24 protein-coding genes are annotated in these 19,988 nt (G+C 58.7%); 10 read left to right on the top strand and 14 right to left on the bottom strand.

Going from position 1 to position 19,988, the window contains the following annotated elements:
* Window positions 1-690, top strand: a complete 690-nt coding sequence (locus GBK02_RS05120; protein WP_203468672.1) for a sulfite oxidase heme-binding subunit YedZ — start codon at window positions 1-3, stop codon at window positions 688-690.
* Here the strand turns inward: GBK02_RS05120 and GBK02_RS05115 are convergent, their stop codons facing one another.
* The gene (locus GBK02_RS05115) at window positions 691-1,569 is read right to left on the bottom strand and encodes a methyltransferase domain-containing protein (protein WP_203468671.1); all 879 of its coding nucleotides are present in this window, start codon (window positions 1,567-1,569) and stop codon (window positions 691-693) included.
* Complete coding sequence (gene bioB, locus GBK02_RS05110; RefSeq protein ID WP_203468670.1) at window positions 1,566-2,549, bottom strand: biotin synthase BioB; 984 nt, start codon at window positions 2,547-2,549, stop codon at window positions 1,566-1,568. Before bioB ends, GBK02_RS05115 begins: the two co-directional genes overlap by 4 nt.
* An 80-nt stretch (window positions 2,550-2,629) precedes the next feature.
* Here bioB and GBK02_RS05105 point away from each other — a divergent pair, with 80 nt between their 5' ends.
* Together GBK02_RS05105 and trmL are read left to right on the top strand one after the other, a co-directional pair.
* Window positions 2,630-3,349 carry a ComF family protein gene (locus GBK02_RS05105; protein ID WP_203468669.1) on the top strand — a complete coding sequence of 240 codons (720 nt, stop codon included), beginning with the start codon at window positions 2,630-2,632 and terminating at the stop codon, window positions 3,347-3,349.
* Between the two features lie 53 nt (window positions 3,350-3,402).
* Window positions 3,403-3,867: a tRNA (uridine(34)/cytosine(34)/5-carboxymethylaminomethyluridine(34)-2'-O)-methyltransferase TrmL gene (trmL, locus tag GBK02_RS05100; protein WP_203468668.1), complete on the top strand. Its 465-nt coding sequence runs from the start codon at window positions 3,403-3,405 to the stop codon at window positions 3,865-3,867.
* Here trmL and GBK02_RS05095 read toward each other — a convergent pair.
* The 6 genes from GBK02_RS05095 to GBK02_RS05070 are packed head-to-tail and all read right to left on the bottom strand — an operon-like array spanning window position 3,864 to window position 6,751.
* On the bottom strand, window positions 3,864-4,853 hold the full coding sequence (locus GBK02_RS05095) for an NAD(P)H-dependent glycerol-3-phosphate dehydrogenase (protein ID WP_203468667.1): 990 nt from the start codon (window positions 4,851-4,853) through the stop codon (window positions 3,864-3,866). The two genes, trmL and GBK02_RS05095, sit on opposite strands and share 4 nt — an antisense overlap.
* On the bottom strand, window positions 4,850-5,296 hold the full coding sequence (locus GBK02_RS05090; RefSeq protein ID WP_203468666.1) for an SH3 domain-containing protein: 447 nt from the start codon (window positions 5,294-5,296) through the stop codon (window positions 4,850-4,852). The genes GBK02_RS05095 and GBK02_RS05090 overlap by 4 nt, the downstream gene beginning before the upstream one ends.
* Before the next feature lie 3 nt (window positions 5,297-5,299).
* Window positions 5,300-5,761 (bottom strand): protein-export chaperone SecB, encoded by a 462-nt coding sequence (gene secB / locus GBK02_RS05085; RefSeq protein ID WP_203468665.1) that lies wholly within the window; start codon window positions 5,759-5,761, stop codon window positions 5,300-5,302.
* 33 nt (window positions 5,762-5,794) lie between these two features.
* Window positions 5,795-6,055 (bottom strand): glutaredoxin 3, encoded by a 261-nt coding sequence (gene grxC, locus GBK02_RS05080; protein WP_203468664.1) that lies wholly within the window; start codon window positions 6,053-6,055, stop codon window positions 5,795-5,797.
* Window positions 6,052-6,477: a rhodanese-like domain-containing protein gene (locus tag GBK02_RS05075; RefSeq protein WP_203468663.1), complete on the bottom strand. Its 426-nt coding sequence runs from the start codon at window positions 6,475-6,477 to the stop codon at window positions 6,052-6,054. The genes grxC and GBK02_RS05075 overlap by 4 nt, the downstream gene beginning before the upstream one ends.
* A 4-nt stretch (window positions 6,478-6,481) precedes the next feature.
* Entirely contained in the window at window positions 6,482-6,751 is a 270-nt protein-coding gene (locus GBK02_RS05070; RefSeq protein ID WP_371810513.1) for an ArsR/SmtB family transcription factor, read from the bottom strand.
* Between the two features lie 195 nt (window positions 6,752-6,946).
* Here GBK02_RS05070 and GBK02_RS05065 point away from each other — a divergent pair, with 195 nt between their 5' ends.
* From GBK02_RS05065 to GBK02_RS05050, 4 genes are read left to right on the top strand one after another with little or no spacing between them, the layout of a single operon-like run.
* Window positions 6,947-8,320, top strand: coding sequence for a murein hydrolase activator EnvC (locus GBK02_RS05065; protein ID WP_239003178.1), 1,374 nt, complete (start codon window positions 6,947-6,949; stop codon window positions 8,318-8,320).
* Entirely contained in the window at window positions 8,317-9,744 is a 1,428-nt protein-coding gene (locus tag GBK02_RS05060) for a S41 family peptidase (RefSeq protein ID WP_239003175.1), read from the top strand. Before GBK02_RS05065 ends, GBK02_RS05060 begins: the two co-directional genes overlap by 4 nt.
* A 20-nt stretch (window positions 9,745-9,764) precedes the next feature.
* A complete protein-coding gene (locus GBK02_RS05055) occupies window positions 9,765-10,166 on the top strand; it encodes a hypothetical protein (RefSeq protein ID WP_203468660.1) in 402 nt (133 codons plus the stop codon).
* A gap of 58 nt (window positions 10,167-10,224) precedes the next feature.
* Window positions 10,225-11,052, top strand: a complete 828-nt coding sequence (locus GBK02_RS05050; RefSeq protein WP_203468659.1) for a molybdopterin-synthase adenylyltransferase MoeB — start codon at window positions 10,225-10,227, stop codon at window positions 11,050-11,052.
* Here the strand turns inward: GBK02_RS05050 and ribD are convergent.
* Genes ribD through GBK02_RS05030 form a run of 4 tightly spaced genes read right to left on the bottom strand, consistent with a single transcriptional unit; the run spans window position 10,967 to window position 14,469 of the window.
* Window positions 10,967-12,055, bottom strand: a complete 1,089-nt coding sequence (ribD, locus tag GBK02_RS05045; RefSeq protein WP_203468658.1) for a bifunctional diaminohydroxyphosphoribosylaminopyrimidine deaminase/5-amino-6-(5-phosphoribosylamino)uracil reductase RibD — start codon at window positions 12,053-12,055, stop codon at window positions 10,967-10,969. The two genes, GBK02_RS05050 and ribD, sit on opposite strands and share 86 nt — an antisense overlap.
* Entirely contained in the window at window positions 12,052-12,516 is a 465-nt protein-coding gene (gene nrdR, locus GBK02_RS05040) for a transcriptional regulator NrdR (protein ID WP_203468657.1), read from the bottom strand. Before nrdR ends, ribD begins: the two co-directional genes overlap by 4 nt.
* A 6-nt stretch (window positions 12,517-12,522) precedes the next feature.
* Window positions 12,523-13,773, bottom strand: coding sequence for a serine hydroxymethyltransferase (gene glyA / locus GBK02_RS05035; protein ID WP_203468656.1), 1,251 nt, complete (start codon window positions 13,771-13,773; stop codon window positions 12,523-12,525).
* A 39-nt stretch (window positions 13,774-13,812) separates the two neighbouring features.
* Window positions 13,813-14,469, bottom strand: a complete 657-nt coding sequence (locus tag GBK02_RS05030) for a histidine phosphatase family protein (RefSeq protein ID WP_203468655.1) — start codon at window positions 14,467-14,469, stop codon at window positions 13,813-13,815.
* A 102-nt stretch (window positions 14,470-14,571) separates the two neighbouring features.
* Here GBK02_RS05030 and GBK02_RS05025 point away from each other — a divergent pair, with 102 nt between their 5' ends.
* The 3 genes from GBK02_RS05025 to GBK02_RS05015 all read left to right on the top strand — a co-directional run bounded on the left by GBK02_RS05025 (window position 14,572) and on the right by GBK02_RS05015 (window position 17,346).
* Window positions 14,572-15,165, top strand: a complete 594-nt coding sequence (locus GBK02_RS05025; protein WP_203468654.1) for a TRAP transporter small permease subunit — start codon at window positions 14,572-14,574, stop codon at window positions 15,163-15,165.
* Complete coding sequence (locus GBK02_RS05020) at window positions 15,162-16,655, top strand: TRAP transporter large permease subunit (RefSeq protein ID WP_203469303.1); 1,494 nt, start codon at window positions 15,162-15,164, stop codon at window positions 16,653-16,655. The genes GBK02_RS05025 and GBK02_RS05020 overlap by 4 nt, the downstream gene beginning before the upstream one ends.
* A gap of 220 nt (window positions 16,656-16,875) precedes the next feature.
* Window positions 16,876-17,346, top strand: coding sequence for a Dps family protein (locus GBK02_RS05015; RefSeq protein WP_203468653.1), 471 nt, complete (start codon window positions 16,876-16,878; stop codon window positions 17,344-17,346).
* Between the two features lie 96 nt (window positions 17,347-17,442).
* Here GBK02_RS05015 and GBK02_RS05010 read toward each other — a convergent pair whose 3' ends face one another.
* Complete coding sequence (locus tag GBK02_RS05010) at window positions 17,443-18,531, bottom strand: TRAP transporter substrate-binding protein (RefSeq protein WP_203468652.1); 1,089 nt, start codon at window positions 18,529-18,531, stop codon at window positions 17,443-17,445.
* A gap of 96 nt (window positions 18,532-18,627) precedes the next feature.
* Window positions 18,628-19,971: a metalloprotease PmbA gene (gene pmbA, locus GBK02_RS05005; RefSeq protein ID WP_203468651.1), complete on the bottom strand. Its 1,344-nt coding sequence runs from the start codon at window positions 19,969-19,971 to the stop codon at window positions 18,628-18,630.
* Between the last annotated feature and the right edge of the window lie 17 nt (window positions 19,972-19,988).

Here is a 19,988-nt window from a genome sequence, read left to right as displayed (position 1 = left end):
ATGACCGCAAGAGAACACCGGGCAATTGCCTGGCACCCCGATAGCAAAGAGCTCAGCTGGCTCAAGGCCCTGCTTTTTTCCCTCGCCCTGATCCCTTTTGGATGCTTGGTCCAGGCGGCATGGGCTGGCGACCTTGGCACACAGCCTGCCGAATTTATCCAACGGCGTACCGGTTTCTGGACGTTCAGTTTCTTGCTGCTGACGCTAAGCATCTCGCCGCTACGCAGCCTGACACAATGGCACTGGCTGCTTCGCTTGCGCCGCATGCTGGGCTTGTTCGCCTTTTTCTATGCGGCACTGCACGCTCTTTCATTCGTCGGGTTTCAGCACGCTTTCGCGGTCGACGAGATCGCCAGGGATATTTTGAAGCGGCCATTCATCGCAATTGGCTTCGCTGCCTTCGTGTTGCTGACTCCCCTGGCTGCCACCTCAAACCAGGTGACCATACGGCAACTGGGCGGTCGCCGCTGGCAGGAATTGCACCGCAACATCTATCTGATCGGCATTTTGGCAGCCATCCACTACCTGTGGCAAAGCAAGGCAGATGCCCTGATCTGGCCAATCGCCGGCAGTGCCGCACTCGTCGCATTGCTTGGCTGGAGAATCAGGGAACGGCAGCGCAAGGCCATACCCGCTACTGCACCGACCACCACCAAGCCGCTACATTTTTTCAGGCAGCGGCCCAAGTAGTCATTTAGCGCGCGGCAGGTCGAAGCGAACGATCGCACGCCCGTCCGGCGCCTGCTTTGGCTCCGGCTTCCAGGCGTGGCCATAAACCACCTCGAAGGTCGCCGGCAACTTGCCATCCCGGCGCATTGCTTCGTACGCCTGACGTGCGTCACTTAACACTTGCCGGCCAGTCAGGCCATGCCGTCGGGCTTTCATCGCACAACTGGAGCCGGCAGCCCTTAACTCGGCAAACATGGCATCGAGATCATCATAAGTCAGCGTGATCACTTCCATGTCCATCACCGGATCGCTGAAACCGCAGCCGACCAGCATGTCACCCAGATCATGCATGTCGATGAAACGCTGGGTGTGTGCGTAACCATCACCGAATGCCGTACGCAACTCCTTGAGCGAATCAGGCCCCAGCGTCGAGAACATCAGCAAACCGCCCACTTCAAGCACGCGATGCGCTTCAGCCAGTGCCGGCAAAGGATCATCCAGCCAGTGGAGCAGCAGATTTGACCAGATCAGCGCGGTCGACCGCGATTTGATGGGCAAATGGGCTGCGTCGGCCGCCAGAAGGGCTGGCTGATTCGAGGCGCCCATCCCCAACCAGCGCTGCCAGCCCGCGCGGCGCGGTTGGGCAGCTTGCAGCATGGCCGGCGAAAGATCCAGCCCGAGCAAATGCGCTTCCGGATAACGCGTCGACAGGGCCGCAAAGCTGCCGCCGCGAGCGCAGCCGAGATCAAGGATTTGCCGGGGGGCAAGCTTGACGTAGTCAAGCCGGTCCTGCATCCGACGATCGATCTCGCGGACGAAAAAATCGGCCTGATCGTAATTCGCCGCAACGCGGGAAAACCGTCGACCGACTTGCTGCCGGTCGACGAAAGTGGTGTTCAAACCGCCTTGACGCCCAAGCGGGCAAACAATGCGTCGTCGCGATCGGCTTCCGGATTATTGGTGGTCAACAGACGGTCACCGTAGAACATCGAATTAGCGCCAGCCAGGAAGCACAGCGTCTGGAGTTCGTCGGTCATTTCCTGACGACCGGCCGAGAGGCGCACCCAGGAGGAAGGCATGGCGATGCGGGCGGCGGCGATGGTCCGGACGAACTCGAATGGATCAAGACGCTCGTTAGCGGCCAGCGGCGTCCCCGGAATCGGCACCAGGTTGTTGATTGGCACGGATTCAGGCGGCTTCGGCAGATTGGCCAACTGGACGATCAGTGCGGCGCGATTCTTGCGCGATTCGCCCATGCCGATAATCCCGCCGGAACAAACATTGATCCCGGCATCACGCACCTGCTCGAGCGTATCGAGACGATCATCGTGCGTATGGCTCTTGATCACCTGACCGTAGAACTCCTTGTCCGTATCGAGATTGTGGTTGTAGTAATCCAGGCCGGCTTCTTTCAGCTTTTCAGCCTGACCGTCCTTGAGCATACCGAGCGTGACACACGTCTGCATGCCGAGGGCCTTGACCTCACGGACCATGTCGAGCACGCGGTCAAGATCGTTGTCTTTCGGCCCCTTCCAGGCAGCGCCCATGCAGAAACGGGAAGCCCCCTTGTCCTTGGCAGCCTTGGCAGCAGCAACGACCTCGTCGAGTGGCATCAGGCGTTCGCGCTGGGTATCGGTTTCATAGCGCGCCGACTGTGAGCAATAGCTACAGTCCTCGGAACAGCCACCGGTCTTGACCGAAAGCAGCGTCGAGCGTTGAATGGCGTTCGGATCGAAATTTTCGCGATGCACGCCCTGGGCGCGCCAGATCAGATCCATGAGCGGCAGCTCGTACAGGGCGAGCACCTCCTCGGCCGTCCAGCGACGGGCAGGAGCAGACTGCGGAGTGGAAGAAACAGCGGCGAGAGTGCTTGCTTGCATGAGTGGCCTTGCGAAAATAAACGATAAAAATCAGATACGAAAACAACGGTAATTATGGATTATCGAGGACGCTCTGAATCATGTCAATTTTACCCCAGCCCCTGCGGCAAGCGTTAAAGCATGTTGCGCAGGGACTTTCGAATGCGCTTCCCGGCAGTTGCCTACTCTGCGGAGAAAATAGCGCCAGCCGCGTGATCTGCGCCGACTGCCTTGCCGAACTACCCGGCATGCCGCCCCAATGCTGCCCATCCTGCGCCGAGCAGACCAGCTACGGCGAACGTTGCGGCGCCTGCCTCCACAAAGCACCGCACTTCGACAAGGTGATCGCCGGATTTCGCTACGATTTCCCGGTCGACCGCATCATTCACAGCCTGAAATACGGTCACCAGTTATCTGTCGCGGAATGGTTCGGAGAGCGGCTGTCCACGCAACTGACAGCAAGCGACCACGACTTGATCATTCCACTGCCATTGCATCCGGCCCGTTTGCTCGAACGCGGCTTCAACCAATCCATGGAAATAGCGCGCGCACTGGGCAAGGTCCTAGACCGACCGGTCGACTATCACCACCTGCAACGAACGCGAGCCACCCGGCCACAAGCCGATTTGCCGCACAAGGAGCGCCATAAAAACGTGGCCGGTGCATTCGAATGCAGCAAAGACTACACTGGGCAGCGCATTTTGCTGGTTGATGACGTGATGACAACCGGCGCAACCCTGAATGAATCCGCTCGTATTCTGAAAATACATGGCGCGGGAACAGTCAGCGTTGTCGTTGCCGCACGGACCCTGAAACACTAATCACGATCAATTCGTGCTTTAATCCGCCCCCTCCGAACCCAGCCAATTACATCGTGGTCGCCGTCGTTCTCTACCAGCCCGAAATTCCGCCCAATACCGGCAACATCATTCGTTTGTGCGCCAATACCGGCACCGAACTGCATCTTGTTGAACCGCTGGGTTTCAATATCGACGACAAGGGCTTGCGCCGGGCCGGACTGGACTATCACGAATACGCCCGCGTCGTTCGCCACTCCGACTGGGCAGCCTGTCGTCAGGCCCTGGGGCATCGCCGGATGTTTGCAATGACCACCAAGGGCCATGCCAACCCGTTCTCGACCACACTGAACGACAATGATGTGTTTGTTTTTGGACGGGAAACCAGCGGCCTGCCGCCCGAGATACTGGCTGAATTCTTGCCGGAAAACAGACTCCGCCTGCCCATGCAGGCAGATCAGCGCAGTCTGAATTTATCGAATGCCACTGCCGTGACCGTGTTTGAAGCCTGGCGTCAAAGCGGCTTCAAGGGCGCGGCTTAAGCCAGCTCTTCCTTCGGGTCGCGCGCCATCAACTGCTCGACCGCCTGCGCTGCATTCAGACGGCCATCAAGCACGGCAGCCACAGCGGCACTGATCGGCATATCGACCGAATACTGGCGAGCCAGACGATCGACTTCGCGTGCCGTATAGACCCCCTCGGCCACATGCCCGAGCTCTTCAAGAATTTGCGGCAGGGACTTGCCCTCCGCCAAGGCCAGCCCGACACGGCGATTGCGCGACAGGTCGCCGGTGCACGTCAGGATCAGGTCGCCCATGCCGGCCAAGCCCATGAAAGTCTCGCGCCTGGCGCCCAGCGCCAACCCGAGACGGGCAATTTCAGCCAGGCCTCGCGTCATCAGCGCAGCGCGGGTGTTCAGACCAAGACCCAAACCATCGCATGTCCCTGTCGCAATCGCCATGACATTCTTGACCGCCCCGCCCACTTCGACGCCAACCAGATCATCATTGGCATAAATGCGCAAACGACTGGTGTGCAACTGACGGGCCGCTTCGCGGGCAAACTCGGGGTGATTGGTCGCCAGCGCCACGGCGGTCGGCTGACCGGCCGCCACTTCTTCGGCAAAGCTGGGGCCGGACAACGCGCCACAAACGACACCCAGGCCCAGCACATCAATGACAACCTGGTGCGGCAACAGGCCCGTCCCTGCCTCAAAGCCCTTGCACACCCAAAGCAATGGCAGCGTGCAATTCAGGGTTTTGAGGCGCTCAGCCGTCGGACGCAAACCGGCAATCGGCGTCGAGATGACCAACAACTCGGCCGAAGCTACTGCCGCAGAAAAATCGGTCGACACAGCAACCGACTCAGGCAAGCGATAGCCCGGAAAGAAGCGTTTGTTTTCGCGGGTATTCAGCAAGTCGACTGCGACATCCTCTTCGCGCGACCACAGCGTGACATCATGCTTGCCGGCAAAGGCAATCGCCAACGCCGTGCCCCAGGCGCCTGCGCCGAGCAACGTAATTTTCATAGGCCCCAGACCTGCGTCGAACGAATATAGCCGGTCACACCATCACGATGGCGCACCTTGGCCCATCCCGGCGAAGCCGGCTCGACCAGTTCAACCGCCACCCACTTGTCGAGTTCGAGCACAACAGGAGAGTCAGCCTTGTCCGATTGACGGATTTCAGCCTTCAGCGCTGTCACAACGAGCGTCCGGCGATCGCCGAGATAGCGCGACTCAACCCAGGCCAGCGAGCCTTCGGCATCGCGAATCTTGAACCACCCCTCAAGACGAACAATCACCTCGACCGGTGTCTGCGCCTTGATCAGATAGAGCTTCTTGCCCTTCTGCGAAGGTGAATCATAAAGCACGGCTGCCGGCACATCGACCGAACGATAATCGACAGCCGGTGCTGCACCTGCAGCACCGAGCAATGCAATGAAGGGCAGTGCCCGGCGCCAGATGGTCATGGCTTATTGCAGCGTTGCTTCTGGTTGCTCTGCAGCAGCCTGCTCTTGCAGACGCTGCATGTACATCGATTCGAAATTAACCGGCTGGAGCACGATCGGCGAGAAACCGGCACGGGTTACCGCCGTCGAAATGGCTTCACGGGCATACGGGAACAGCAGGTTCGGGCAAGCAACGGCAATCAGCGGCTCGATTTGCTCATCCGGCACATTCATGATGCGGAAAACACCGGCCTGACCGACTTCAACCAGGAAAACCGTCTTTTCGCCCAGTTTGGCAGTCACCGTCACCGTCAGCACCACTTCGAAAACACCTTCACCAACGCCACGGCCACCGGTGTTCAGGCTGATTTCAACCTGCGGAGCTTCGCTCTCCAGGAAGATTTCCGGCGCATTCGGCACTTCGATGGAGAGATCCTTGACGTAGAGCTTTTCAATACCGAAGACGGGCTGTTCGTTTTGTTCCATGATTTTCTTTCAGTGAATTAATGGTTATCGGGTTCAGGCGTCAAGCAAGGGTTTGAGCTTGCCTGCCGCATCGAGCGCAATCAGGTCGTCGCAACCACCGACATGCGTCTCGCCAATATAAATTTGCGGCACGGTACGCCGCTGCGTGCGCTGCATCATTTCCTCGCGACGCGCCGGATCGAGATCAACCCGAACCTCTTCGATGCCCGTCACACCCCGTGCCGCCAGCAATTGCTTGGCTCGCACGCAGTAAGGACAAACAGCGGTCGTATACATCAGGACATGCGCGCTCATTTGTTGCGGTTACCCTTCTTGACCGGGTAACCGGCGCCCACCCAGGCATCAACCCCGCCTGCCAGGCTGTACACCTTGGCAAAACCAAGTTTGCCCAGCTCGCCACATCCTTTGGCCGAACGCATGCCGGCGGCACAACAGATGATCAGCGGCTTGTCCTTGAATTTTTCGAGTTCACCGGCTCGTTCAGCCAGCTTGGCTAGCGGAATGTGCCTGGCTTCCGGCAAGTGGCCGGCGGCAAATTCATCAGCCTCGCGCACATCGACGATATGCGCATCTTCCCGATTGATCAGCTGGGTCGCCTCGGCGGGACTCAACTCGTTGGCACGACGCCCCTTGAGCAAGGGCATGAGCAAACCAAAGGCGCTCATGGCCACCAGCGAAATGAGCAGGATGTTCTGATTGATAAATTCCATCGGCATTCAACTATTCCTCTACACCACAAAATACTTCGCGCATCATACCGACCAGCTGCAGGGTACGCTGATCGCCTACCCGGTAAAAAACACGATTCGCATCCTTGCGCGTCAACAGCACACCCTTCTCACGCAAAATCGCCAAATGCTGGGAAATGTTGCTTTGCGAGGTTCCGACCGCTTCGACGATCTCCTGCACACAGGCTTCCTGATCTCCCAGGACACATAGAATTTTCAGACGCAGCGGATGCGCGATGGCTTTGAGCGCGCGCGCAGCCATTTCGATGTGTTCCTGCTTGTCGATTAAATTGACGGAAGGGGCTTCCAAGATAAAACCTCGTTATCGGTGAATGGATCATTATAAAATAATGGTTTCGGTTTCGCCGACCTTAATCAACATCAATCAGGGAAATCCGTGCGTGCAAATTCGTTCACTTCGCCCGCCCCAGACACCCACCCAAGGCCGTTGAAATATTTGCCGAAAAAAATCTCCATTTGCGCCCCGGCACTACGTGCTGCAGCGACATGCCTTCTGGCCTGGTCGGCACTGACCCTGACGCCAGCCCATGCCGCCAAGAAAACCGCACCATCGTCACCCGCCGCCCCCGAAATTGCCGAGCGCCAGGCCGACCTTGGCGAACTGCGCGGCAGGATCGAAGGACTACGCAAGGATCTCAACACCAGCGAAGAAAACAAGGCAGATGCTGCTGATCGCCTACGCGAATCCGAACGCCAGATATCCCGGTTGCAACGCGAACTTCACGAACTGACCGACCAGCGCGGTCGACTGCAAAAAAGACTCGAAAATCTTGAGCAGCAATCAAAGGACCTGGCCGTCACACTCAACCAGCAACAAAGCCAGCTCGAAAAGCTGCTCTACAAGCAATACCTGCGCGGCACCCCGGACTCCCTCCAGCTATTGCTCAACGGCGATGACCCCAACCAGGTCGCGCGCGATCTGCATTATTTTTCGGCCATTGCCCTGACCCGGGCCGAGTTGATGGGCGAAATCAACGCCACACTCGACAAGAAGCGCGCCCTGGCGGCAGATGCCAAGGAACGAGCGGCAGAACTGAAAGAGGTTGAAGCACAGCAACAGGTTCGCGTCGCCGAACTCAACAAGCAGCGCGAAGAGCGCAAGCGCCTGCACGCCCAGATATCGGACAAGGTCGCCGCCCAGCGCAAGGAGATCGGCAATCTCCAGCAAAATGAAAAACGCCTGACCAGCCTCATCGACCGACTCTCGAAAATACTTGCGGCACAGGCTGCCAAGGCAGCAGAAGCGGCTCGCGCGGCGGAGGCCGCAAAAATAGCCGAGGCCGCGCGACAAAAAACAAAACCGCGTACCGAGCCGGAATCGAAAGCCCCGCCCCGCAGGGAAGAAACCGCCGAAGCGCCACGCCAGAAACCTGCCGAAGCCGAAAACAACTACGAACCGGTTGCCAGCAACGGCAATTTCGCCCGCCAGAAAGGCAGCCTCCGCCTCCCGGTGCGCGGCACGGTCAGCGGCCGCTTCGGCTCGCCGCGCGATGGCGGTGGCACCTGGCGCGGACTCTTCATTCGTGCCGCAGGCGGCAGCGAAGTCAAGGCCGTAGCCAGCGGCCGCGTGGTCTTTGCCGACTGGATGCGCGGTTTTGGCAATATCCTGATCGTCGACCACGGCGATGCCTATCTCTCGATCTATGGCAACAACGAGTCCTTGCTCAAACAGGTCGGCCAGAGCATCAAGGGCGGAGAAACCATCGCCACCGCAGGCAACAGCGGAGGCAACCCGGAATCCGGTTTATACTTTGAACTCCGCCACCAAGGGCAACCGATCGACCCGATGAAATGGGCCAGTTTGAAATGAGCAAAACGAAAACAATCAGTTTGGTTGCGGGCGCCTTTGTCGCCGGCGCACTCATCAGCCTGAATCTCCCGGCCTTCGCCGACAAGGAGAGCAAAGCAGGCTTGCCGATCGACGAATTGCGCACCTTCGCTGAGGTATACAGCGCAATCAAGCAAGGCTATGTCGAGCCAGTCGAAGACAAAAAGATGATCACCAATGCCATTTCCGGCATGCTTTCCAACCTCGACCCACACTCCACCTACCTTGACGCCGATGCGTTCAAGGATCTCCAGGTCGGCACCCAGGGCGAGTTTGGGGGGCTGGGCATCGAAGTCGGCATGGAAGACGGCCTGGTCAAGGTAGTTTCCCCCATCGAGGACACGCCAGCTTACCGGGCTGGCCTGAAAGCAGGCGACCTGATCTTCAAACTCGACGACACCCCAGTCAAGGGCCTGACCCTGGCTGAAGCCGTCAAAAAAATGCGCGGCAAACCAAAGACACCGCTCAAGATCTCGATTTTGCGCAAAGGCGAAACCAAGCCGATCGAAGTCACGCTGATCCGTGAAGTCATCAAGGTTCAGAGCGTCAAATCGAAACTAGTTGAGCCGGGTTATGGCTGGGTACGCATCACCCAGTTCCAGGAAAACACAACGGCGGATATCGCCCGTCACGTTGCCGGCCTGTACAAGGAAAACGGTAACAAGCTGCAAGGCTTGGTGCTCGATTTGCGCAATGACCCGGGCGGCTTGCTGAACAGCGCCATTGGCGTTTCTGCCGCCTTCCTCCCACCGGATGTCAAAATTGTTTCGACCGATGGGCGCACCCCGGATGCAAAACAGGAATTCCGGGCGCGTCCGCAAGACTATCTGCGCGGCGGCAAGGAAGATCCGCTCAAGGGCATGCCAATCGAGTCAAAGAAGGTCGCCATGGTCGTTCTGGTCAACAGCGGCTCGGCTTCAGCCTCGGAAATTGTTGCCGGCGCGCTGCAAGACCACAAACGGGCGGTCATCCTCGGCACGCAGACCTTCGGCAAGGGCTCGGTCCAGTCAGTCCTGCCGCTGCCAGGCAACACGGCGATCAAGCTCACCACGGCGCGTTACTACACGCCGGATGGCCGTTCGATCCAGGCAAAAGGCATTGTTCCAGACATTCTCGTTGAAGAGACAGCGAATGGCAGTGGCGGCGGCATGCGCATCCGCGAAGCAGACCTTGATCGCCACCTGATCAACGACAAGGAAAAAGAGGCGCCCAAGGAAGTGGCCAAGCCGGAACCCAAGCTCCAGCAAAAAGCCCCGGCCAAGACGACCAAGGACAAAAGCAGCAAGGACGAGAGCGACGAGGACATGCTGCCCCGCCTGGAATATGCCTCGAAGACCGACTACCAGTTCCAGCAGGCCCTGAATCTTCTCAAGGGGCTTCAGATCATGCAGAATAAGGCTCAGTAATTCAGCCACCGGGAGGGATGATGACTAACGCGGATCTCAAGAAAAAGCGCGAAATCCTGTTTGCTAAATTCCCCCCCGGCCAAGTGCCGGAAGCGGCTGACGACCTGCAAACACTGGATGAAGTTGCCGTCGAGCCAAAACATGAAAAACGGGTGGTCGGCGTCAGCTACGAGCTGACCCAGCATACGCTGGAAGAGCTTGAAGGCCACCTGGAAGACAAGGGTTTCCACCTCGACAACACATTGATGAGCAAGCTGACACGCGCACTCATCCACTACGTCGAAGATACGCAACTGCATAACATAGGCGCCCCCGAGCGACGCATCAAACGCTCCTCGCAGGAAGCCTATGTCAAGGCTTGGGAACTCCACCCGCATGGCGACCACGACGACACTCCGCCGGAATGGCGTGAATACAAATAGCGACTGATTTTTCGGCGTGCGCTGGACGCACCTCCGTGATTGCCCAGCACAAGCCTGAATGAACGACGACCAACTTCTCCGCTACAGCCGCCACATCCTGCTCGACGCCATCGGTATCGAGGGGCAAGCCCGCATCCTGGCGAGCCACGCCCTGATCATCGGGGCCGGTGGCCTTGGTTCCCCTGCAGCCCTTTACCTTGCTTCTGCCGGACTGGGAAAAATAACCCTGGTCGATGACGACACCGTCGACTTCACCAACCTGCAGCGACAGATCATGCACACCCAGGCCCGTGTCGGCATGGACAAAGCCTATTCAGGACAAGTAGCGATGGCGGCGATCAATCCCGAGATCGAGATCGTTCCCCTCAAGCAGCGCCTGTCAGGCAGCGATCTGGACAACCTTGTGGCCGATGCCAACATCGTGCTCGACTGCACCGACAATTTCGCCACGCGCCACGCGATCAATCGTGCCTGCGTACACCACAGGAAACCACTCGTTTCAGGGGCCGCCATCCGCTTTGACGGACAAATCAGCGTCTACGACCTGAGAAATGACGACGCGCCATGCTATCACTGCCTCTTCCCAGAGGGGGAGGATGTCGACGAAACCCGTTGTGCCATCATGGGTGTCTTTGCGCCGCTGACCGGGATCATCGGCACCATGCAGGCCGCCGAAGCGCTCAAACTGGCTGCCGGCATCGGCCAGACACTCGGTGGCCGCCTGCTGCTGCTTGACGCACTGGATATGGAATGGCGCACCATCAAGTTCAAGCAGGATGCAGCCTGCGCTGTTTGCGGCCCTAGCGGAAACGTGCGATCAGGCGAATATCTTCGCCAAGCTGACGCAGATCGCGCACCTGCAGCAAGCGTTTGCCGCTCAGGCTAGTCAATTCCGGCAAGTTGAACAGGCCGCTGGCTGCATCGCCAACCAGACAGGGCGCCAGGTAAAGCAGCAACTCATCGACCAGACCTTCGCGCATCAGGGAACCGTTGAGCTTGAAGCCCGCCTCGGCATGTACCTCGTTGATGCCGCGTCGTCCGAGCTCTTCAAGCAAGGCCCTCAACTCAACCTTGCCTGCCGAATTGGGCAAAATCACGACTTCTGCCCCGGTCGACCGCAGCAAAGCTGCTTTTTCCGGATCATCGACCGCACCAGCCACAAGCACCGCACCTCCCTGCAGGATGCGCGCCGAAAGCGATATTTCCAGACGGCTATCGACAATCACCCGCAAGGGCTGACGCGTCGTTGCCACGTCTCGTACATTGAGTTGTGGATCATCATCGCGCACCGTACCGATGCCGGTCAGGATAGCGCAAGCCCTGGCTCGCCAGCGATGTCCGTCACGCCGTGCCTCCGGCCCGGTAATCCACTGGCTGACACCGTTATTCAATGCTGTCTTGCCATCCAGGCTGGCCGCCGCCTTGAGGCGCAACCACGGCCGGCCACGCGTCATGCGCGAGACAAAACCGATATTCAGTTCGCACGCCTCGTTTTCCAGCAGGCCGCTCGCCGTTTCGATGCCTGCTGCCTGCAACATGGTCAGGCCCTTGCCGGCAACCAGCGGATTCGGATCGGTCATCGCCGCGACCACCCGCGACACGCCCGCGGCAATCAGCGCCTCGGCGCACGGCGGGGTACGCCCGAAATGACTGCACGGTTCGAGCGTGACATAGGCCGTCGCACCACGCGCCTTGTCGCCGGCGGCGCGCAAGGCATGCACTTCGGCATGCGGCTCGCCAGCTTTCTGGTGCCAGCCTTCGCCAACAATCTGGCCATCACGGACCAGCACGCAACCCACCCGCGGATTGGGCGAAGTCGTCCACAAGCCTTGCTCGGCCAATTGGAGCGCACGGGCCATGTTGCCGTGGTCGACGGCAGAAAAACTCATTTTTTCTTTTCGTTGGGAGAAACTTCGCGGATCGCCCGGGAAAAAGCATCCACGTCTTCGAAGTTGCGATAGACCGAGGCAAAACGGATGTAGGCCACCTTGTCGAGCTTCTTCAGCTCGCGCATGACCAATTCACCCACCTGTTGCGAGGTGATTTCACGCTCGCCGGCCGTCAGCAGTTTTTCTTCGATTTCGGCAATCGCCGCATCGACCGAGTCGGTCGACACCGGACGCTTGCGCAAGGCCAACTCCAGGCTGGCGCGCAGCTTGTCGCGACTGAATTCCGTACGCGAACCATTCTTCTTGACCACCTGCGGCAGGCGGATTTCCGCCCGCTCGTAGGTTGTAAAACGCTTGTCGCAAACATTGCACTTCCTGCGGCGACGAACGAGATCGCCTTCGTCATTGAGACGGGTATCGGCGACCGCCGTTTCGTCAGCACCGCAGAAAGGGCATTTCACGGTCGCTTAGGCTCCGTAGACCGGGAAGCGCTTGCACAGCTCGGCCGCCTTGGCGCGAACCGTTGCGGCAACCGCCTCATCGTTCGGTGCATCCAGCACGTCGGCGATCAGGTGAGCGATCTGCTCGGCTTCGATCTCGGTGAAACCACGCGTTGTCATGGCCGGCGAACCGATACGAATACCGGAGGTGACGAACGGCTTCTGCGGGTCGTTCGGGATACCGTTCTTGTTCACCGTGATGTGAGCACGACCCAGCGCCGCTTCGGCTTCCTTGCCGGTGATGTTCTTGGAACGCAGGTCGACCAGGAAAACGTGGCTTTCGGTACGACCGGAAACAATGCGCAGACCACGCTCTTCACCCAGCACACGCGCCATGACGCGGGCGTTGTTGATGACTTGTTCCTGGTAGTCCTTGAATTCCGGCGTGGCAGCTTCCTTGAAAGCCACGGCCTTGGCGGCGATGACGTGCATCAGCGGGCCGCCCTGGAGGCCGGGGAAGATGGCGGAGTTGATCGCCTTTTCGTGCTCGGCCTTCATCAGCACGACGCCACCGCGCGGACCACGCAGGGTCTTGTGGGTGGTGGTGGTGACCACGTCGGCGAAAGGCACCGGGTTCGGGTAGAAACCGGCGGCGATCAAGCCTGCGTAGTGGGCCATGTCCACCCAGAAAATGGCGCCGACTTCCTTGGCGATCTTGGCAAAACGCTCAAAATCGATGCGCAGGGCGTAGGCCGAGGCACCAGCGACGATCAGGCGCGGCTTGTGCTCGCGGGCCAGCGCTTCCATCTTGTCGTAGTCGATTTCTTCCTTTTCGTTCAGGCCGTAGGAGACGACGTTGAACCACTTGCCGGACATGTTGAGCGGCATGCCGTGGGTCAGGTGACCGCCTTCGGCCAGGCTCATGCCCATGATCGTGTCGCCCGGCTTGCAGAAAGCCATCAGCACAGCCTGGTTGGCTTGCGAACCGGAGTTCGGCTGAACGTTGGCGGCATCGGCACCGAACAGGGCCTTGATACGATCGATGGCGATCTGCTCGGCGACGTCAACATGTTCGCAGCCACCGTAGTAGCGCTTGCCCGGATAGCCTTCGGCGTACTTGTTGGTCAGCTGGGAGCCTTGGGCTTCCATCACTGCCTTGCTCACGTAGTTTTCAGACGCGATCAGTTCGATGTGGTCTTCCTGGCGCTGGACTTCTGCCTGGACGGCCTGCCAGAGTTCGGGATCAACTTTTGCGAGGGTATCTTTCGCGGAAAACATGGGGATTGCCTCAAGCCATTGAAAAGGGCAGGAATTTTATCACGACGGGAGTTCATCAAGGGCACCGGCTTCAAGATGCCCGGTTTCACCCCAGGTTTCGATATGCCAACGCCCGTCGACCGTGGCAATCCAGTTCAACCCGGCATTTGGAATCAAAAAATCACGCTGCGCATCCAGCCCCCGCCCCCGGACAAAACGATTGACGATATCGAGTACTCCACCGTGCAGGACAATCACAACGCGCTGCCCGACATGGGCGGCAGCCACCTCGACAAGCTTGCCGGTGACTCGGGCATACATCTCGCGCAGACTCTCGCCGTTTTCGAAGTTGTAATCGGCGTTACGCCCTTCGAACGCGGCATAGCCATCCGGAAATCGTGCCTGCGCCTCGGCATAGGTCAGCCCTTCGAACACACCGTAGCGTCGCTCGCGCATTTCTGGCAACAACGCCGGGACAAGCCCCAGATGCGCACCAATCGCCTCCGCTGTCGTACGCGCACGCTTGAGGTCGCTGCTATAAAGTGCAGTGATACCAGCCGAGCTTAGCCACCGCCCTGCGGCCTCCGCCTGGCGCAGGCCGGTTTGATTCAGGCCGATATCGATTTGACCTTGAATCCGTCGCTCGGCATTCCACTCGGTTTCGCCGTGCCGGACAAGACAAATCCGGGTTGGCTGATTTGTAGGGATTTCCACCATGGATCAACGACTCCCTTCGTTGTAAATTTCAGTCAGTGGGATTTTCCATTGACCCCGGACATTTCAGAAGCCGGCATTTTATCAACCCGAGGAGGACTTTTCGTGACCCTTCTGCTCAAGCTCTCGCAGCTTATCGACAGACTCATTGAGCGTGTCGGCAAAGGCGCATTTTGGCTGGTACTGGTGATGACCGTCGTCAGTTCCAGCAATGCGGTTGTACGCTTCATTTTCAACTACAGTTCGAATGGCTTGCTGGAAATCCAGTGGTACCTGTTTGCCGCGGTCTTCCTGCTCTGCTCACCCTACACCCTGCAACGCAACGAACACGTTCGCATCGACGTACTCTCGGGCAAGCTTTCCCCGCGCGGCCTGGCCGTAATCGACATCATCGGCACCCTCTTCTTCCTGCTGCCCATGGTTGTTCTGGTGCTCTGGCTGTCGATCCCGCTGGTTGCCGACTCGATGAAAATCAATGAAATGTCGGCCAATGCCGGCGGCCTGCTGCGCTGGCCGGTCAAGATCCTTCTGCCGATCGGCTTTGCCCTGCTGGCCCTGCAAGGGGTATCCGAACTGATCAAGCGCATCGCCTTCCTGGCGGGCCTGATCGAAGATCCAAACAACAAGGAAAAAGGGCCGACACCAGAAGAAGAACTGGCTGCCGCCATCGCCGCCACCAAAGCCAAGGAGGCCAAATAATGGAATTTATTATCGCCAACATGGCGCCGTTGATGTTCGGCTCCCTGGTCCTTTTCCTGCTCTTCGGCTACCCAGTGGCATTTGCCCTGGCCGCCAACGGCATCGTCTTCGGCCTGATCGGCATGGAAGTCGGCCTGCTTACCCCGGCCATCTTCCAGGCACTTCCCGAGCGCATCTTCGGCATCATGGCCAACGACACGCTGCTCGCCATCCCCTTCTTCACCTTCATGGGACTGATTCTTGAACGTTCCGGCATGGCCGAAGACCTGCTCGACACGATCGGCCAGTTGTTCGGCCCGATGCGTGGTGGCCTGGCCTACGCGGTCATCTTCGTCGGCGCACTGCTCGCCGCAACGACCGGCGTGGTTGCCGCATCGGTCATCTCGATGGGCCTGATCTCGCTGCCCATCATGCTGCGCTACGGCTACGACAAGCGGCTGGCGGCTGGCGTCATTGCCGCCTCCGGCACCCTGGCCCAGATCATCCCGCCATCGCTGGTGCTGATCATCATGGCCGACCAGCTCGGCAAATCGGTCGGCGACATGTACGAAGGCGCCATGGTCCCCGGTCTCGTCCTGACCAGCCTTTACGTCGGCTATGTCGTTCTGCTCAGCATCATCAAGCCCAGCCACTGCCCGGCCCTGCCGCCGGAAGCCCGTACCCTGCGCGGCGGCAAGCTGATGCTGCGCGTGCTGACCACCCTGGTTCCGCCGCTGGTCCTGATCTTCCTGGTGCTCGGCACGATCTTCCTCGGCATCGCAACGCCGACCGAAGGCGGCGCCATGGGCGCAGCCGGTGCATTGATCCTGGCTCTTGGCCGCAAGCGGATCACCTTCAAGCTGCTCAAGCAGGCGATGGAAACCACCGGCAAGCTGTCCTCGTTCGTGGTCTTCATTCTGGTCGGCTCGACGGTATTCGGCCTGATCTTCCGCGCCGTGAATGGCGACCTCTGGGTTGAACACCTGCTGCTCGGCCTACCAGGCGGCCAGCTGGGCTTCCTGATCGTGGTCAACATCCTGGTCTTCGTGCTCGCCTTCTTCCTCGACTTCTTCGAACTGTCCTTCATCATCGTACCGCTGCTTGCTCCGGTCGCTGACAAGCTGGGCATCGACCTGGTCTGGTTCGGCGTTCTGCTCGCGGTCAACATGCAGACATCCTTCATGCACCCGCCGTTCGGCTTCGCGCTGTTCTACCTGCGCTCGGTCGCACCGGCCTCGGTCAAGACGACGGACATCTACTGGGGCGCCATTCCCTTCGTCTGTATCCAGATCATCATGGTGGCAATCATCATCATCTTCCCGGACATCGTCAGCTACGGCGACGAAGCCCAGAAAGCACAAGCCCAGATGGAACGTGACGGCACTGCACCACCAGCCGTCGATCTGGACAGCCTGATGAAGCAGGATGAAGCCACCAGCGACGCTGAAGACAAGGAACGCGAAGACAACACCGCCGCCAATCTGCTCAAGAACCTGCAGAGCGACAAATAACCGAACGCCTCTTCGACAAGGCCAAGGCGGGGTTTCGACCCCGCCTTTTTTCTTGCCCGGAATTCAGTCGAAACAAGAAAAACCAGCAAAAAGATTAATCGAAGCGATGCACAGAATGCATTGGCATTGCTCCGATATTCACTGCAAAATAAAACCTTGTAGCGTTTGCTTCATCAACCACGATGAGTCTTTCAAACCCACATCACAGGGAGCATGCATCATGACCATGGATATCGGCATCAGCAAAAAGGATCGCGAAAAAATCGCTGAAGGGCTGTCCCACCTTCTTGCAGACTCGTACACGCTGTACCTCAAAACACATAACTTCCACTGGAATGTGACTGGCCCGATGTTCAACACCTTGCACGTGATGTTCATGGACCAGTACACCGAGTTGTGGAATGCCCTTGATCTGATCGCCGAACGTATTCGTGCGCTCGGTTTCCCTGCCCCCGGCACCTATCGCGAGTTTTCCAGACTGACGGTGATCAAGGAAAGCGAAGGCGTGCCAAACGCAACCGAAATGCTCAAGCAGTTGCTGGCCGGCCAGGAGGCCGTCACCAAGACAGCCCGCAGCATCCTGCCGATTGTGGACAAGGCCAGCGATGAGCCGACGGCCGACCTGCTGACCCAGCGCATGCAAGTCCATGAAAAAAACGCATGGATGCTGCGCAGCATGCTTGACGTTTAAACCGGACGAATCCAGCCCATAAAAAAACCCGCGAAATTCGCGGGTTTTTTACTGTTGACCGCAGCACCGGCAATTTGCCGGGTACGCGGTACAGGTTTACTTGTGCGACTGCAGGAACGAATCCATACGTGCTTCAGCAACGCTGAACCAGGCATTTTGCGTTTTGCGATATTTGTCGTACTCGGTGTAAATCTTCTTGAACGCCGGATTTTTGCCGGCTTCATCGGCATAGAGTTCCTGGGCAGCCTTGTAGGCGGCCTCCATGACGTCCTTCGGATAAGCCTGGAGCTTGACACCGTTTTGCAGCAGCTTGGAAAGCGCAGCCGGATTCTTGTGGTCGTATTCGGCCATCATCGTCACGTTGGCTTCATAGGCAGCAGCCTGGAAAGCTTCCTGGTATTCCTTCGGCAGCTTGTCCCATTCCTTCTTGTTCACGAAGAAATTGATCATCGGGCCCGGTTCCCACCAACCCGGATAGTAGTAATGCTTGGCAACCTTGTAGAAGCCGAGCTTTTCATCGTCGTACGGACCAACCCACTCCGCTGCGTCGATCGTGCCCTTTTCCAGTGCCGGATAGATGTCGCCACCGGCGATCTGTTGCGGCACGGCACCGAGCGCAGCGAAAACGTTACCGCCCAGACCGGCGATACGCATTTTCAGGCCCTTGACGTCTTCAAGACTCTTCACTTCCTTGCGGAACCAGCCGCCCATCTGGGTACCCGTATTGCCACCCGGGAAATGAACGACGTTGTAATTGGCATAAAAATCATTCAACAGCTTGTCGCCACCGCCGTAGTAGAGCCAGGCATTCATCTGGCGTGCATTCATGCCGAACGGAATCGAAGTACCGAAGCCGAAAGTCTTGTCCTTGCCGACGTAGTAGTAAGAACAGGTGTGGCAGCACTCGACGGTACCCTGCTGCACGGCATCCAGCGCCTGCAAGCCGGGAACGATTTCACCACCGGGGAAAACACGAATATCGAACTTGCCGCCGGTCATCGCACGCAGGCGATTGGCCAGCACTTCAGCGCCACCGAAAATGGTATCCAGGCTCTTCGGGAAGCTGGAGGTCAGACGCCATTTGATGGTCGGCAGGGATTGGGCGATCGCCGGGGCAGCAACCGTAGCGGCAGCACCAGCAGCAGCACCGATAGATGCTTTTTTCAGGAAATCACGACGTTGCATATTGTCTCCTCCAAGTAGTTGGGCACGTCAGGCGGGTTACAGCTTTATTCTAACTAAAGGAATAGGTTTGACGAGTGGTGGAAAACCCTTAGAAAATCACTCGCCAGCCACGATCATTCGGTCCAGAAGAATCGAACCCGTCTGCTTTGAGCCACGAACCTGCACATCGTTCCCTACCGCAACGATACCGGCCAGCATGGCCTTCAGATTCCCGGCAATCGTGATCTCCTCGACCGGGTAGGCGATTTTTCCGTTTTCCACCCAATAGCCCGCCGCACCGCGAGAATAATCCCCGGTGACATAGTTCACGCCCTGACCGAGCAACTCCGTCACCAGCAGGCCCCGATCCATTTTGGCCAGCAGGGCTGCAAAATCGAGATCGCCTGGCTTGATCACCAGGTTGTGGCTGCCGCCGGCATTGGCGGTCGTCTGCATCCCCAGCTTGCGCGCCGTGTAGGTACTCAGGAAGTAGGCCTGCAGAATACCGTCCGTCACCACCTCTCGATCACGCGTTGCCACGCCGTCGCTGTCGAAGGCCGAAGAACCCAGGCCACGCTTGATGTGCGGACGTTCGCTGATCTGGACAAACTCCGGCATGACACGCTTGCCGAGATGATCCAGCAGGAAAGAAGCCTTGCGATACAAGGCACCGCCACTCACGGCATGCACCAGGCTGCCCAGCAGGCCGGCCGCCAGAGGCGCCTCGAACAGCACGGGGAATTCACCGGTTTTAACCTTGCGCCCACCCAATCGGGCCACTGCACGCTCGGCAGCCATGCGACCAACCAGCGCGGGGTCTTCCAGCTCATCGGCACAGCGGCGAGTGGTATACCAGTCGTCCCGCTGCATCGCATCCTGCTCTCCGGCGATCACCGAGCAGGAAATATAGTGCCGCGAGGTGGGATAACCGCCCATGAAGCCAAGGCTGTTGGCGGACACAAAATGGGCTTGCTGCGTAGACACCGACGCACCCTCGGAGTTACTGACCAGCGGGCTGCTGTCAAAGGCAGCCTGTTCGCAACGGCGGGCCATCTCGATGGCGTTTTCCACGGTCAACGCCCAGGGATGATACAAATCCAGATCCGGCGAATCCTTGGCCATCAGGGCCACATCCGCCAGACCGGCGCAATCGTCTTCGGCCGTGAAGCGGGCGATATTCAAGGCCGCCTCGACCGTTTCGCGCAATGCCTGAGCCGAAAAATCCGAGGTACTCGCGTATCCCTTGCGCTGGCCGGAATAAACCGTGATGCCGATGCCCTTATCGCGGTTGAACTCAATGGTTTCAACCTCGTCGCAACGCACGCCGACCGACTGCCCGAAGCCCTCGGAAACATCGACCTCGCAGGCCGTGGCCCCTTTTGTACCTGCATGTTTGAGCACATCCTCGGCCAGTTGCTGCAAGGTGGCAAAGGGATAAGAAAAGCGTGCGACTTCAGGCATGAAAACGGCGTCCGGGG

Origin of the sequence: Dechloromonas sp. TW-R-39-2 (genome assembly GCF_016864195.1) — a bacterium.
In the GTDB taxonomy this organism is placed as follows: domain Bacteria; phylum Pseudomonadota; class Gammaproteobacteria; order Burkholderiales; family Rhodocyclaceae; genus Azonexus.
The sequence above is the reverse complement of the archived record's forward strand: the minus strand, read 5'-3'. Positions and strand labels throughout refer to the sequence as shown.